Source organism: Azospirillum sp. TSO22-1 (genome assembly GCF_003116015.1).
Taxonomy (GTDB): domain Bacteria; phylum Pseudomonadota; class Alphaproteobacteria; order Azospirillales; family Azospirillaceae; genus Azospirillum.
The window spans coordinates 43,722-56,492 of sequence record NZ_LGQZ01000072.1 but is presented as its reverse complement, the minus strand read 5'-3'; the positions used below and the strand labels follow the sequence as shown (position 1 = coordinate 56,492).

The 12,771-nt window shown below is 71.2% G+C and carries 10 protein-coding genes; 7 read left to right on the top strand and 3 right to left on the bottom strand.

Annotation, left to right across the window (positions count from 1 at the left end):
* The first annotated feature begins 33 nt into the window (after positions 1-33).
* Positions 34-1,227, top strand: coding sequence for a cyclic nucleotide-binding domain-containing protein (locus TSO221_RS18595; RefSeq protein ID WP_109120011.1), 1,194 nt, complete (start codon positions 34-36; stop codon positions 1,225-1,227).
* Here the strand turns inward: TSO221_RS18595 and TSO221_RS18590 are convergent.
* A complete protein-coding gene (locus TSO221_RS18590) occupies positions 1,184-1,822 on the bottom strand; it encodes a DsbA family protein (protein WP_109120010.1) in 639 nt (212 codons plus the stop codon). The genes TSO221_RS18595 and TSO221_RS18590 overlap by 44 nt on opposite strands.
* Positions 1,823-2,475: 653 nt before the next feature.
* Here TSO221_RS18590 and TSO221_RS18585 point away from each other — a divergent pair.
* The 4 genes from TSO221_RS18585 (at position 2,476) to hcrB (ending at position 7,789) form a co-directional block, all read left to right on the top strand.
* Positions 2,476-3,768 carry a replication initiation protein gene (locus tag TSO221_RS18585; RefSeq protein WP_109120009.1) on the top strand — a complete coding sequence of 431 codons (1,293 nt, stop codon included), beginning with the start codon at positions 2,476-2,478 and terminating at the stop codon, positions 3,766-3,768.
* 255 nt (positions 3,769-4,023) lie between these two features.
* Positions 4,024-4,497: a 4-hydroxybenzoyl-CoA reductase subunit gamma gene (gene hcrC / locus TSO221_RS18580; protein ID WP_109120008.1), complete on the top strand. Its 474-nt coding sequence runs from the start codon at positions 4,024-4,026 to the stop codon at positions 4,495-4,497.
* The gene (gene hcrA, locus TSO221_RS18575; RefSeq protein WP_109120007.1) at positions 4,494-6,797 is read left to right on the top strand and encodes a 4-hydroxybenzoyl-CoA reductase subunit alpha; all 2,304 of its coding nucleotides are present in this window, start codon (positions 4,494-4,496) and stop codon (positions 6,795-6,797) included. Before hcrC ends, hcrA begins: the two co-directional genes overlap by 4 nt.
* The gene (hcrB, locus tag TSO221_RS18570) at positions 6,794-7,789 is read left to right on the top strand and encodes a 4-hydroxybenzoyl-CoA reductase subunit beta (RefSeq protein WP_109120006.1); all 996 of its coding nucleotides are present in this window, start codon (positions 6,794-6,796) and stop codon (positions 7,787-7,789) included. Before hcrA ends, hcrB begins: the two co-directional genes overlap by 4 nt.
* 16 nt (positions 7,790-7,805) lie before the next feature.
* Here hcrB and TSO221_RS18565 read toward each other — a convergent pair whose 3' ends face one another.
* Positions 7,806-8,837 carry a putative sulfate exporter family transporter gene (locus tag TSO221_RS18565; RefSeq protein WP_109120005.1) on the bottom strand — a complete coding sequence of 344 codons (1,032 nt, stop codon included), beginning with the start codon at positions 8,835-8,837 and terminating at the stop codon, positions 7,806-7,808.
* A 124-nt stretch (positions 8,838-8,961) separates the two neighbouring features.
* Here TSO221_RS18565 and TSO221_RS18560 point away from each other — a divergent pair, with 124 nt between their 5' ends.
* A complete protein-coding gene (locus TSO221_RS18560; protein ID WP_109120004.1) occupies positions 8,962-9,837 on the top strand; it encodes a LysR family transcriptional regulator in 876 nt (291 codons plus the stop codon).
* Between the two features lie 109 nt (positions 9,838-9,946).
* On the opposite strand, the gene TSO221_RS18555 is transcribed toward TSO221_RS18560, so the two are convergent.
* On the bottom strand, positions 9,947-11,035 hold the full coding sequence (locus TSO221_RS18555; protein WP_109120003.1) for a M14 family metallopeptidase: 1,089 nt from the start codon (positions 11,033-11,035) through the stop codon (positions 9,947-9,949).
* Between the two features lie 211 nt (positions 11,036-11,246).
* Here TSO221_RS18555 and TSO221_RS18550 point away from each other — a divergent pair, with 211 nt between their 5' ends.
* The gene (locus TSO221_RS18550) at positions 11,247-12,689 is read left to right on the top strand and encodes a PLP-dependent aminotransferase family protein (RefSeq protein WP_348770276.1); all 1,443 of its coding nucleotides are present in this window, start codon (positions 11,247-11,249) and stop codon (positions 12,687-12,689) included.
* Positions 12,690-12,771 lie beyond the last annotated feature (82 nt).

Genomic DNA, 12,771 nt, shown 5'->3' with positions numbered 1-12,771 from the left:
AGTGGCGTCTTCACCCTTTAGGTGAGGTGCCGCATGCCGTCTTCCGGACCCCTCCTGGCCAGCGTTCCGCTGTTCGCCGGCCTGACCGCGGCGGAGCGCGACGCCATCGCCGCGCACGGCGCGGTGCACGAGGTGCCCGCCGGCACCCTGCTAATCCGCGAAGGCGACCGGGCGGACGCCATGTTCGCGCTGCTCGACGGCACCGCGCGGGTGTCGCGCGCCGAGCAGGGTGGCACCGACGTGGCCATCGCCACGCTGGCGCCCGGCGACTGCTTCGGCGAGATGGCTCTGCTGGACGGCGAGCAACGCTCGGCGACCATCGTCGCCGCCACGGCGTGCCGCTACTTCACCATGCAGCACGACGCCTTCTGGGCGCTGATCGCCCCCTCCCCCGCCCTGCTGCGCAAGCTGCTGGCCGAGCTCAGCGCCAAGATGCGCGACACCTCGCGCCGGCTGGCGCGGGCCGAGCTGGAGGCGCGCGTGCGCGCGGCGGAGGCCGACCTGCGCCGCCAGCGCACCATCACCCAGGCGGTCACCGGGCTGGCGCACGAGATGAACACGCCGCTCGGCGTCTGCGTATCGATGGCGAGCGCGCTGCAGGGCTGGCTGGCCAAGGCGCCGGCCCCCACAGCGGCCGAACTGCGCGAGCCCGTGGAGCTGATCGCCGACAACCTCGCCCGCGTGGTGACGCTGACCCAGACCTTCCACGCGCTCGCCGCCGACCACCACGCCGAGGCCGTGACGTTCATCGACCTGCGCACGGCGGTCGAGGAGGGCTGCTGGCTGTTCACGGCGCAACGGCCGGAACCGGCGTTGAGCGTCACCATCACCGGCGAACCGTCGCCCTGGCGCGGCCACCGCGCCACGCTGCACCGGGTGCTGGCCGAGCTGCTGGCCAACGCCGCCGCGCACGCCTATCCGGCCGGCGGTGGGCCGGTCGAGGTGGCGCTGGCGCCGGATCAGCTGGACGGCCGCCCGGCCTATCGCCTCGCCGTGCGCGACCGCGGCGCCGGCGTCGCGCCGGGCGACCTGCCGCGGCTCACCGACCCGTTCTTCACCACGGCGCGCAGGCGCGGCCACAAGGGCCTCGGGCTGACCATCGCCTACAACGCGGCGACCGGGCCGCTCGGCGGCTCCTTCACCGTGGAGTCCGGGCCGGGCGGCGGCACCACCGTCACGCTCGTCATCCCGCAACGGCCGTCCGCCAGCGCTCCAGCGCCGGAATAATCGCGTCCGCCGGTTGGTAGCCGCGGGTGACCGGGGCGTACGGCGCGCCGTCCCCCTCCCCCGCCAGCAGCGTCGGGAAGCCGGCGATTCCCGCCTGATGGCTGATGCCGTAGTCGCGCCACGTCTCCTGCTTGGCGTCTTCCGTCTCGAAAGCAGCGAGGAAGCCGTCGCGATCGACGCCCTGGGCCGCGGCGAGGTCGGCCAGCACCGCCGCATCGGTAACGTCGCGGTTCCCGGCGTAGAACGCGGCCTGGACCGCGCGCAGCATGTCGAGCGCCGGTCCGTCTCCGTCCCGGCGGACGATCACCACGGCACGGGCGGCGGGATCGGTGTCGTAGACGAAGCCCTCACGGTCGAAGAACGCCCAGTCGAACGGCTGGCCGGTGGCCTCGTGCACATGCTCCCAATGGGTCCGGATGGTCCGCTTGGCGGCGGCGTCCATCGGCTTGGTAGTCTGCGGGCGCAGGCCGCCCATCATCGGGCGGATCGGCAGCGAATCGCCGAAGCGGGCGCGGATCGCCGCGACGACGGGCGAGAACCCCCAGCACCACGAGCACATGGGATCGGCAACGTAGACGAGATGCGGACCGGTCATCGCAGGGCCCCAGGTAAGGATGGGGATGATATGGCACGAGGGGTGACGGCTGCCATCCTTACCGCTTGGGGGAAATACACATCCTTACCGCCTGGGGGTGCTGAAACCGTTGTGGAAAGGGCATCCTTACGGCTTGGGGGAGGATGAACCCTTACCGCCTGGGGGCGATTCGGGCTGGGCGATTCGCCGCAGCCGGCTTTCCTTACCGCTTGGGGGCGGCGTACCGGTTTCCTGTCCCCCAAGCGGTAAGGATAAGGTGCTTGGTGGCGCTCAAGGCTGTGTGGAGGGGCTATCTCTCCCCCAAGCGGTAAGGATGGCACGCATCCGAGTCGCCGAACGCTCTGTATCCCGCTGCTTTTGCGACGGAGAACGCTCAAAGGACACCCTCGAAAACCCCGGTTTTGAGTCTGTTCCAGGTTTAAAAGGATTCATCCTCCGCAAAACCGCGGGAGTCCAACGAGTCGCGGCGAATCTTCCTTACATGCCGGGGGCGGATCGCTTACCGGGTGGGGGTAGAATCCCCACGCCCCAGGGCGTAAGGCCCCGCCCCCGGGAGGTAAGGATGCCCCGCCCCACGGCACAAAACCCTTTCCTTACTTGTTTTCGGTGTAAGGATTGATTTAGCCTCGCGCGATCGAGGCGGAGGATGGCTGATGCCGGGTGGGCGGCGCAAGAAGGCTCCAGAGGTCACGGACGGCGAGGCCTCCGGCAACATCGTCGTGCTCGCCCCTGACGAGGTGCGCGAGGTCTCGATCATCGACGCCTCGCCCGACGGCATCGCCACGCCATCGCTGCCGGCGACGTCGGGGGAGGCGGCCCTCGGCCTCACCGCGCGGGTCGCCAGCGCCACCTTCGAGCGCGAAGGCTACAAGCACCTCATCAAGGCTGCCGAAGCGGTCTACAGCTATCCGGCGAACGGCGCGCGGTTGTCACTGCCGGCGCAGAAGATGCTGAACTTCATGATCCATCTGGCCGGCAGCCAGAACTTCGCCAACAAGCTCTACCGGCTGCCGAAGCGCGTGGTGCGCGGCAATCACAAGGGCAACGAGCGCATCTTCGACGCACTGAAGGAGATCTTCGATTCCAGCCTTGTGGTGATCGGCCCGTTCCGCGGCCGGCGGTCGCGGGCCGAGCTGCGCATCCTCTCCAGCTACGTCCGGCCGGAGGAGGAGGAGGACAGCGATGCCGCCGACATCCACTTCCAGTTCACCGACGCCTTCCTGGAGATCCAGCGCACCTCGCAGCTGTGGGCCAAGCTGTCCGGCCCGGCGATGGTGAAGGTGACCAGCACCTACGCGCTGAAGCTCTACGAGATCGGCATGCAGCGCTACCAGATGGACTATCCGTCGCTGGAACTGGACATCGACACGCTGCGCAAGCTGCTGAACGTGCCGGAGGGGGCGTACAAGGACTTCGGCATCCTGCGCACCCGCACCATCGACCGCGCCATCGCCGAGGTGAACCAACTCGCCCCCTTCCGTGTCGCCATGCCGGAGGAGCGCATGAAGCGCCGCGGCCGCAAGGTGGAGGCGGTGACGCTGGAGTTCGCCCCCAAGGACGAGGACGACGCGGCCGAGACCTTCCTGGAGCGCGAACGCCACAGCGCCGGCCGCCGCGCGCGCCGCTCCGGCAAGGTGGAGCAGCTCGCGCCCGCCGCGGATGCCCCCGACGCCGGCCCCGGTCCGCTGCCGGACGCCGACGACGTGAACGCGCTGTGGGCGGCGGCACTTCACGCGCTGAAGGGCAAGGTGCCGGCCCCGCTGCTGGCGGCGCTGGAGCCGGTGCGCGTCGAGGACGCGCCACAGGGCGTGCGGCGTCTGGTGCTGCGCGCCGGCAGCGCCGCGGTGGCCGACACCGCCAGCCGCAGCCACTGGCCGACCTTCAAGTCGGCGCTGGCCTCGCTGACCAACGGGCTGATCGGCGACGTGACGTTCGAAAGCGCATAGGGCGAGGCGGTGTAAGGATACCGGCCCACTTGCTTTTTCGGCCGTCGCCCCCGCGCCGGCGCACCACGGGGGGCCGGCAGTCGCATGCTTTTCCCGGACGCTCCGGCACGAATGTGGGAAGTCCTTGTCGGGAGGACTGCGGGCAGAGGTGCGCGTCGTCGGCATAACCGGCATTCCGGCACCAAAATACCATTGCACTGATTGTTGGTATGGCCAACAATAAGCCTCGTCCGGATCCACCGGGGAGGACAGCGCGTGAAATCGGTTCTCGACCTTACCCTCAACGGTCGCCCCAGGCAGGACCTGGTGGCCGACGCCATGCTGCTCGTGGACTATCTGCGCGAGGTTGCCGGGCTGACCGGCACCAAACAGGGGTGCGACGGCGGCGAATGCGGCGCCTGCACCGTGCTGGTCGACGACCAGCCGCGGCTCGCCTGCTCGACGCTGGCTCATCAGGTGGCCGGCCGTCGTGTCGAGACCATCGAGGGACTGGCGCGCCAGGGGCGCATGAGCCGTCTGCAGCAGGCGTTCCACGAGAAGCTCGGGGCGCAGTGCGGCTTCTGCACGCCCGGAATGATCATGGCCGCGGAGGCCCTGCTGCGCCGCGATCCCGATCCCACGGCCGAGCGCATCCGCGAGGCGCTGGCCGGCAACCTGTGCCGCTGCACCGGCTACGTGAAGATCGTCGAGTCGGTGCAGGCCGCCATCGTGCCGGAGGCCGCGGCATGACCACCCTCGTCAAGCCCCCGCGCATCGGCACGCCGACCCCGCTGGTCGATGGCTTCGAGAAGGTCACCGGTCGCGCCAAGTACACCGCCGACTTGCCGGCGCCGGGCGCACTGGCCGGGCGTATCCTGCGCAGTCCCATCCCGCATGGGATCATCCGCGGCATCGACACCGCCGAGGCGGAACGGCTGCCCGGCGTCGTCGCCGTCGTCACCGGCGCCGACTGCGCCGTTCCCTTCGGCGTGCTGCCGATCGCCCAGAACGAGTACCCGCTCGCCCGCGACAAGGTGCGCTACCGGGGGGAGCCGGTGGTGGCGGTGGCTGCCGTGGACGAGGAGACCGCCGCCCGGGCGTTGAAACTGATCCGCCTCGACCTCGAGCCGCTGCCGGCCTGCTTCGAGAGCGCGAAGGCGCGCGCGCCGGGCGCCGTCCTCCTGCATGACAACAAGCCCGGCAACGTTGAGCGCGAGGTGCACAACGAGTTCGGCGATGTGGCATCGGGCTTTGCCGCCGCCGCCCTGGTGCGCGAGCGCCGCTTCACCTTCGCCGAGGTCAACCACGCGCACCTGGAACCGAACGCCACGCTCGCCGAGTACGACCCCGGACGCGGCTGGCTGACGCTGCACTCCACCACGCAGGTGCCCTACTACGTGCACCTGATCGTCGCCCAATGCCTGGAGATGGACACCGCCCGCATCCGCGTCGTGAAGCCGTTCCTGGGCGGCGGCTTCGGCGCCCGCACCGAGGCGCTGGGGTTCGAGGTGATCGCCGCCCTGCTCGCCCGCAAGGCGGGCGGCACGGTGCGCCTCCTGCTCTCGCGGGAGGAGACGTTCCTCACCCACCGCGGCCGGCCGCAGGCGGAGATCACGCTCAAGCTGGGCATGACCCGCGCCGGGCGCCTCACCGCCTGCGCCGCCGAGTGCACGCAGCGCGGCGGCGCCTACGCCGGCTACGGCATCATCACCATCCTCTACGCCGGCGCGCTGCTGCACGGGCTCTACGACATCCCGGCGGTGAAGTACGACGGCTGGCGGGTCTACACCAACCTGCCGCCCTGCGGGGCGATGCGCGGCCACGGCACCGTGGACATGCGCGCCGCCTTCGAGGCGCTGCTCGACGAGATGGCCGGCGAACTGGGGCTCGACCCCTTCGCCGTGCGGCGCGCGAACCTGCTGGACGCGCCGACGACGACGGCGATGGCGCAGAAGGTGCTGAGCTACGGCCTGCCCGCGTGCCTGGACCACGTCGAGGCGGCATCGGGGTGGAAGGAGCGCCGCGGCCGCCTGCCGCCGGGGCGCGGGCTGGGCATGGCCTGCTCGCACTTCGTCTCCGGCACCTCGACGCCCAAACACTGGACCGGCGAGCCGCACGCGGTGATCAACCTCAAGCTCGACTTCGACGGCGGCGTCACCATCCTGACCGGCGCTTCCGACATCGGCCAGGGGTCCTCGACCATCGTCACCCAGGTGGTGGGCGAGGTGCTGGGCTGCGACTGGTCCCGGCTGCGCGTGGTCAGCACCGACAGCGCGCTGACGCCCAAGGACAACGGCAGCTACTCCTCGCGCGTCACCTTCATGGTCGGCAACGCCGCCATCCAGGCGGCGGAGGAACTGAAGGCGATCCTCGCCGCCGCCGCCGCCCGCCGGCTCGGTGTCCGGCCGGAGGAGGTCGAGTGCCTGGGCGAGTCCTTCCGCGCCGCCGGCGGTCATGATCCGGGGCTGTCCTTCTCGGAGGTGGTGAAGGAGGCGCTGATCGACACCGGCACGATCACCGTCAAGGGCACCTTCACCTGCCCCAAGGAGTTCCAGGGCGACAAGGCCATCCGCGGCAGCGCCATCGGGGCTTCCATGGGCTTCTCCTACGCCGCGCAGGTGGTGGAATGCTCGGTCGATCCGGTGACGGCCAAGGTGAGCGTGCACAAGGTGTGGGTGGCCAGCGACGTCGGCCGCGCCCTCAACCCGCTGGCGGTCGAGGGACAGACCCAGGGGGCGGTGTGGATGGGCCTGGGGCAGGCGCTGTCGGAGGAAACGCGCTGGGACGAGGGGCGGGGGCTCGCCGTCAACCTGCTCGACTACCGCGTGCCGACCATGGCCGAAAGCCCCGACATCGAGGTGCACATTGTCGAGAGCATCGACCCCAACGGCCCCTTCGGCGCCAAGGAGGCCAGCGAGGGGCCGCTGGCCGGGTGCATCGGCGCGCTGATGAACGCCGTGCACGACGCCGTCGGCGTGCGCGCCCACGCCGTGCCGCTGACGCCGGACCGCGTCGCCGATCTGCTGGACGCCAAGGAGACCGAGTCATGACGCTGATGCCTTCGTTCCGCCTGCACCGCTCGGCCTCCGTCGCCGACGCGCTGGCCGTGTTGGCTGCGGCGCCGGGCGGCCGGCCGCTGGGCGGCGGCACCGATCTGCTGCCCAACCTGCGCCGCGGCATGGGCGAGCCACCGGCGCTGGTCGACCTGACGGCGGTGGCCGGGCTCGACCGGCTGGAGGCCGGCGACGACGGCCTGCGGCTCGGCGCCACCGTCAGCCTGGCGCGGATCGCCGAGGATCCGCGGGTCCGGGACGGCTGGCCGGCGCTGGCGCAGGCCGCGGCGTCGGTCGCCGGGCCGACGCACCGCGTGGCGGCGACGCTGGCCGGCAATCTGTGCCAGGAGACCCGCTGCGTGTTCGTCAACCAGAGCGACTGGTGGCGCGCCGCCAACGGCTACTGCCTGAAGCTCAACGGAGAGGTCTGCCACGTCGTCAAGAAGAGCGAGCGCTGCTACGCCGTGTACGCTGGCGACGTGGCGCCGGCCCTGATGGTGCTCGGCGCCGAGGTGGAGGTGCAGGGAGCCGGGGGCGCGCGCCTCCTGCCGCTGGCCGACCTCTACCGCGAGGAGGGACGCACGCATCTGACGCTGCGTCCGGGAGAGATCGTCACCGCCATCCGCGTGCCGCCGCCGGCCGGGTTCGTCGCCGGCTACGCCAAGGTGCGGATCCGGGACGCCGTCGATTTCCCGCTGGCCGGCGTCGCCGTCGCCCTGCGCCGCGAGGGCGGCCGGTTGACCGGGCTGCGGGCGGCGGTGACCGGCGTCGCTTCGGCGCCGGTGGCCGTGGCCGGCCTCGACGGCCTGAAGGGGCAACCCTGGTCGGAGACAGCGGCGACCGTCCTCGCCGAGGCGGTCCGCAAGGCGTGCAACGCCGTCAAGACCACCCTCGTGACGCCGAAGTACCGCCGCCGCGTCGCCGCCGCCTCGGCGGTGCGGCTGGCGGGGGCGCTGTGGGACTCCTGCGCCACCGGTCAACCCTCCTGAACCCGGGGGCGGTGCATCACCCGATGCCCGACAGGCGGATGAGGAGAAGGCTGGCGGCGGCGAGCGCCATCAGGGACAGCAGCGCCGCGACAGTGACGCGTCCTCCCGAGCGCCCCATCATGCGCAGGTCGACCTCCAGGCCCAGCGCTGCCATCGACAGAAGCGTGAGGTGGCTTGCCGCCGATCCGAGGAACGCTGTGAGCGCCTCCGGCATCGCGTCGAGCGACCGCAGCGCCCCCAGCCCGAGAAAGCCCAGGATGAACCAGGGCACCATCTCGCCCACCCGCGGGCGGGCTCCCCCTTTGCCGCGGCCGGCGGCGGACAGGGCGAACACCACGGGCCCGAGCATCAGGACCCGGACGAGCTTGACCAACGTCCCGACCTGGGCGCTGAGGGCGCCGACCGGGATCGTGGCGGCCAGCACCTGCGGCACCGCATAGACGGTGAGCCCGGCCAGCACCCCGTACTGGGCCTGTGAGAGGCCGAGCGGCTCGACCAGCAGCGGCAGGCCGAGCACCACGGGAACGCCAAGCGCGGCGGTGAAGGCGATCGACAGGGCGACCTCCTCGCCCTCGGCGCGGACGGCCGGCGCCGCCGCGACGATGGCCGAGTTGCCGCAGATCGAGTTGCCGCAGGCGACCAGCAGCGCCAGGCGATGCGGCAGCCCGACCGTCCGGCCGATCGCGTAGCTCGCCACGAGCGACGCCGCCACCACGCCGGCGATCCCGGGGATCAGGACCGGCCCGGCGTCCAGAACCGCTCGAAACCCGAAGGACGCGCCGAGCAGCACGATGGCGGCCTCGAGAAGCGGCTTGGCCGCGAACCGCAGCCCCGGCCGCAGGGCGGGCGGCGGCGTCCAGGCGGTCCGGGCGACCGCCCCCAGAAGGATCGCCAGGACCACCCCCTCCAGCCAGGCCCGCCCGAACCACGCCGTCTCCACGGCCTCGAGCGCCGACGCGCCCGCCGCGACGGCCGTGCAGGCCGCCAGTCCGGGCAGCAGGGTGGCCACCTTGCGCAGGGCCGGTGTCGTTTCCGGAATGTCCGCCATCGTCCATCGCTCCGCATCCGGGGATCGGGCGGATCCTGGACGCTCAGTACCGTTCACTCAAACGCATTGTTTTGTTCAATCCGTTCGGTAAAATCGAACAAAATGCCTGAGCGTGGAGGGGCCATTGACGCTGGAGCAGCTGCGGATCTTCGTCGCCGTCGCCGAGCGCGAGCATATCCGCCGCGCCGCCGAGGCGCTGCACCTGACCCAATCGGCGGTCAGCGCCGCGATCCGCGCCATCGAGGACCGGCACGGCGTCGCGCTGTTTCACCGCGTCGGCCGGCGTATCGAACTGACGGAGGCGGGCCGGCTCTTCCGCGGGGAGGCGGCGGCGGTACTGGCTCGCGCCCGGGCTGCGGAGCGGCTGCTCGATGATCTGGGCGCGCTCGTCCGCGGCACCCTGCCGGTCGCGGCGAGCCAGACGGTGTCCAACTACTGGTTGCCGCAACGGCTGGTGCGGTTCCGTGCCGACCATCCGGGGATCGCGACGGTGCTCCACGTCGGCAACACGGCCGAGGTCGTCGGCCGGGTGCTCGAAGGGAGCGCGGATCTCGGCATCGTCGAAGGCGAGGTCGATGCGCCGGCCCTGACGGGCCGGACGGTCGCGCACGACCGGATGGTGATCGTCGTGGCGCCGGACCACCCGTGGGCCCGGGTGCCTCCCGCGGATGCCGCGGCGCTGGCGGAGGGCGACTGGGTGCTGCGCGAGCCCGGCTCCGGCACGCGATCGGTGTTCGAGGCCGCTCTGCTCCGGCACGGGATCGAGATCCCGGCCGCGCGCGTGGTGCTGGAACTGCCGTCGAACGAGGCCGTCCGTTCCGCCGTGGCGGCCGGCGGTGGCGCCACCGCCATCTCGGAGCATGTGGTCGAGGCGCTGGTGGCGTCGGGTCGTCTGGCCGTCGTCGCCTTTGCGCTTCCGCCGCGCCGTTTCGTCGCGCTCTGGCACAAGGAACGCCGGCTTGGGGCGGCGGCACGCGCTTTCCTGCCGATGATGGGATAGCCGCGGTGCCCCCGCGCGCGCCTCGCGCCGGATCCTTTGGACTGCTCGACTGGGCTCATCGGCTCTGATCCTCGGGTCTTGTCATGCGGCGGGTACGGATGGGATCGATCTATTCCGGATGGTTCAGGCCCGCCAAAGCGCGCCGGATGGCGGCCCGCGACTGGCCGAGGACCATGCCTTTCCAGGCCGCCGAAGGATCATGGAACGTGGCCAGCATCCGCGCACGGATCCGCTGCCCCTTGCGGGACTCGGGTGCGCCGTAGCGGTGCAGCCAAGCATCGGCCCGCAAGGCGTCGAACGTCTCCTCGATCGGGCGGACTCCGAACTCCAGCGTGATCGCCGTCACTTCAGCCTGCGGCAGCAGGCGCGGCATGCCGACCATGCCGTCCCCCGTAAGGTCGGCGGAAAGCGCGCCGCCGCCGGCCGTGGAGGTAACGGCCGCGCCAAACCACCGCGCGGCGCGAGCGAAGACCGGCGTGCCGCGGGCCTCGCTCACCATTTCTTCGGCAACTCCCCATGGCCCCAGGCCGGTGTGGTGGTCGACGATGGCCACCCGGCGGGCGGCGGCCAACTTCCCGGTCAGGATGGCGGAGAGCGTGCGCCGCGCCCAGGTCGGTTCGCAGCCGCCGTAGAACAGCCCCTGCCGGTCGCCGTACTGCCCGCGCGAGACGACGTCTTGGAAACCGCGCACCCCATGGGAGGCGATGTACCCGCCGAACACCGCGGCGCTCGCCGCACGGGACCGGGCGTTCCATTCCCGTGGCAGCAGCGCCTCGGACAGCTCCGAGTAGCCCGGGTTGTCCGGAAGCGTTCCGCCGAAATCCACCCAGTTGCGGTTCAGATCGACGTTCTCCTCGGTCACGCGGCGGGACCAGGCGAATCCATGGGGATTGGCGGCGTGGATGAGCAGGACGGCGGTGCCGTCGGGCAGGCAACGGGCCTCGCCGCTGCGCAGCCAGTCGACCTGGACGCCGGACCCGCAATAGCCCTCGACGCCGTGAACCCCCGAGACCAGCACCAGGACCCGCTCGGCATCGCCTGCCCCGACCCAGGCAACGTCGGTTGCCAGGATTTCGCCGGCGGGCCCGCGGTTCGGGTTCTCGAAGCAGGCAATCTCCGCTTTGGCCGTCGTGGCCGCGTCGCGGAACTTGGCGCGCGCTTTTGCGTAGCTGGAGCCGAAACAGCCCACCCTTTCCATCGTCCACTCTTTCGATCGTTTCCGGGCGCAGACAGTCTGGAGCGGATATGTGACGGTTTCGACCGCCAACGTAAGATGCCGGACATCAGCGCACGGCGGTATGGGCATGCAGGATTGGACAGGCTGTCGTGCGGATCCATACAATATCCCCTATCATGCAAGTCGGGGTGCCCGCCCGTGGCGGTACCTCGTTTCGCCCGGAGTGAATGGATTGAGCAGCGTAAAGGGCGCAAGCGGCCGGATGTCCCCGGAGCGGAGCAGCTGGGTTCCGCAGATCGGGAACCGGGACAAGCCTGTCTATCTGGCCATCGCCGACGCCATCGCCGACGACGTCCGGGCCGGCCGGCTTGTCCCCGGACAGCGCCTGCCGCCACAACGCCAGCTTGCCGAGCGCATGGGCATCGACTTCACGACGGTGTCCCGCGCCTACGTCGAGGCGCGCCACCGCGGGTTGGTCGACGCACGTGTGGGCCAGGGGACCTTTGTCCGGGCGCCCTCCGCGACGGATCGCGGCGGTGAAGGGCGGAGCCTCGCAGCGGCGACGCGCGTCATCGACATGACGATGAACCAGCCCCCTTTGCCCGCCTCGCCGGTGTTGCTCGGTCGTCTTCGCGAAGGGATGGCGGCGGTCGTCAAGCGCCTGGAACCGCGGGACATGCTGCACTATCCAGGCGTCGGCGACGCGCAGGAGGACCGTGCGGCGGGAACGGCGTGGCTTGCCGCGCGGCTGCCGAACGTTCCCGTCGAGCGACTCCTGGTCACACCGGGTACGCAGGGAGCCCTGCTGGCGCTCCTGACCGCGCTGACCCGTCCCGGAGACACCGTCTGCGCCGAAGCGTTGACCTATCCCGGCTTCAAGGCGATCGCCGGGCAGCTCGGGCTGCGGGTCGTCGGCGTGCCCATGGACGGCGAGGGGCTCGACCCGGTTGCCCTGCGGCACGCCCTGGCCCGGCATCGCCCCAAGGCGCTCTACTGCATCCCGACCTTCCACAACCCGACAACCGCAACGCTGCCGTTGGAGCGTCGCCACGCCGTCGTCGCGGCAGCGCAAGAGCATGGCGTGCCGATCATTGAGGACGATGTCTACGGCCCTTTGCCGGCCAACCCGCCGCCGCCCCTGGCGGCGCTCGCCCCGGAGGGGGTCTACCACATCGCGGGCCTCGCGAAGTGCCTGTCGCCGATGCTGCGGATCGCCTACGTGGTCTCGCCCGACGCGCGGCAGACCCTGCGGGTGGCGGCGGCGCAGCGCGGCACGACGCTGATGGCGTCACCGCTCAGCGCCGCGATCGCGCGCCGCTGGATCGAAGACGGCACCGCCGGAGCCGTCCTGGACGCCATCCGTGCCGAGGCCATGGCCCGGCGCGCGCTTGCCGAGTCCATCCTGCCGGTGGACCGCATCGACACCAAGCCGGAGGCGTTCCATCTCTGGCTGCGCCTGCCGGAGAGTTGGTCGCGTGGGGAATTCACGGCGCACCTGCGCATGCGGGGCATCGCCGCGGTGGGCAGCGACGCCTTCGCGACCACACCGGACACGCCGGACGCGCTCCGCATCTGTCTGGGCGCCGCGGCGGATCGGGAGGCGACCCGGCAGGTCCTGGGCATCGTCGCCGATGCCCTCGATCAGCTGCCGTCGTCCGCCGGCGTCATCATCTGACGCCGGTCCGGGGCGGGTGTGCATGGGCTGCGGCACCTCGCCGCAATGCTATCAATTCCGCTTGATGCGCCAGAATTGAATG

Excerpts from the sequence above, each read along its gene's own strand:
- TSO221_RS18595 (WP_109120011.1), top strand. The coding sequence starts at position 34 with ATGCCGTCTTCCGGACCCCTCCTGGCCAGCGTTCCGCTGTTCGCCGGC.
- TSO221_RS18590 (WP_109120010.1), bottom strand. The coding sequence starts at position 1,822 with ATGACCGGTCCGCATCTCGTCTACGTTGCCGATCCCATGTGCTCGTGG.
- TSO221_RS18585 (WP_109120009.1), top strand. The coding sequence starts at position 2,476 with ATGCCGGGTGGGCGGCGCAAGAAGGCTCCAGAGGTCACGGACGGCGAG.
- hcrA (WP_109120007.1), top strand. The coding sequence starts at position 4,494 with ATGACCACCCTCGTCAAGCCCCCGCGCATCGGCACGCCGACCCCGCTG.
- hcrB (WP_109120006.1), top strand. The coding sequence starts at position 6,794 with ATGACGCTGATGCCTTCGTTCCGCCTGCACCGCTCGGCCTCCGTCGCC.
- TSO221_RS18565 (WP_109120005.1), bottom strand. The coding sequence starts at position 8,837 with ATGGCGGACATTCCGGAAACGACACCGGCCCTGCGCAAGGTGGCCACC.
- TSO221_RS18555 (WP_109120003.1), bottom strand. The coding sequence starts at position 11,035 with ATGGAAAGGGTGGGCTGTTTCGGCTCCAGCTACGCAAAAGCGCGCGCC.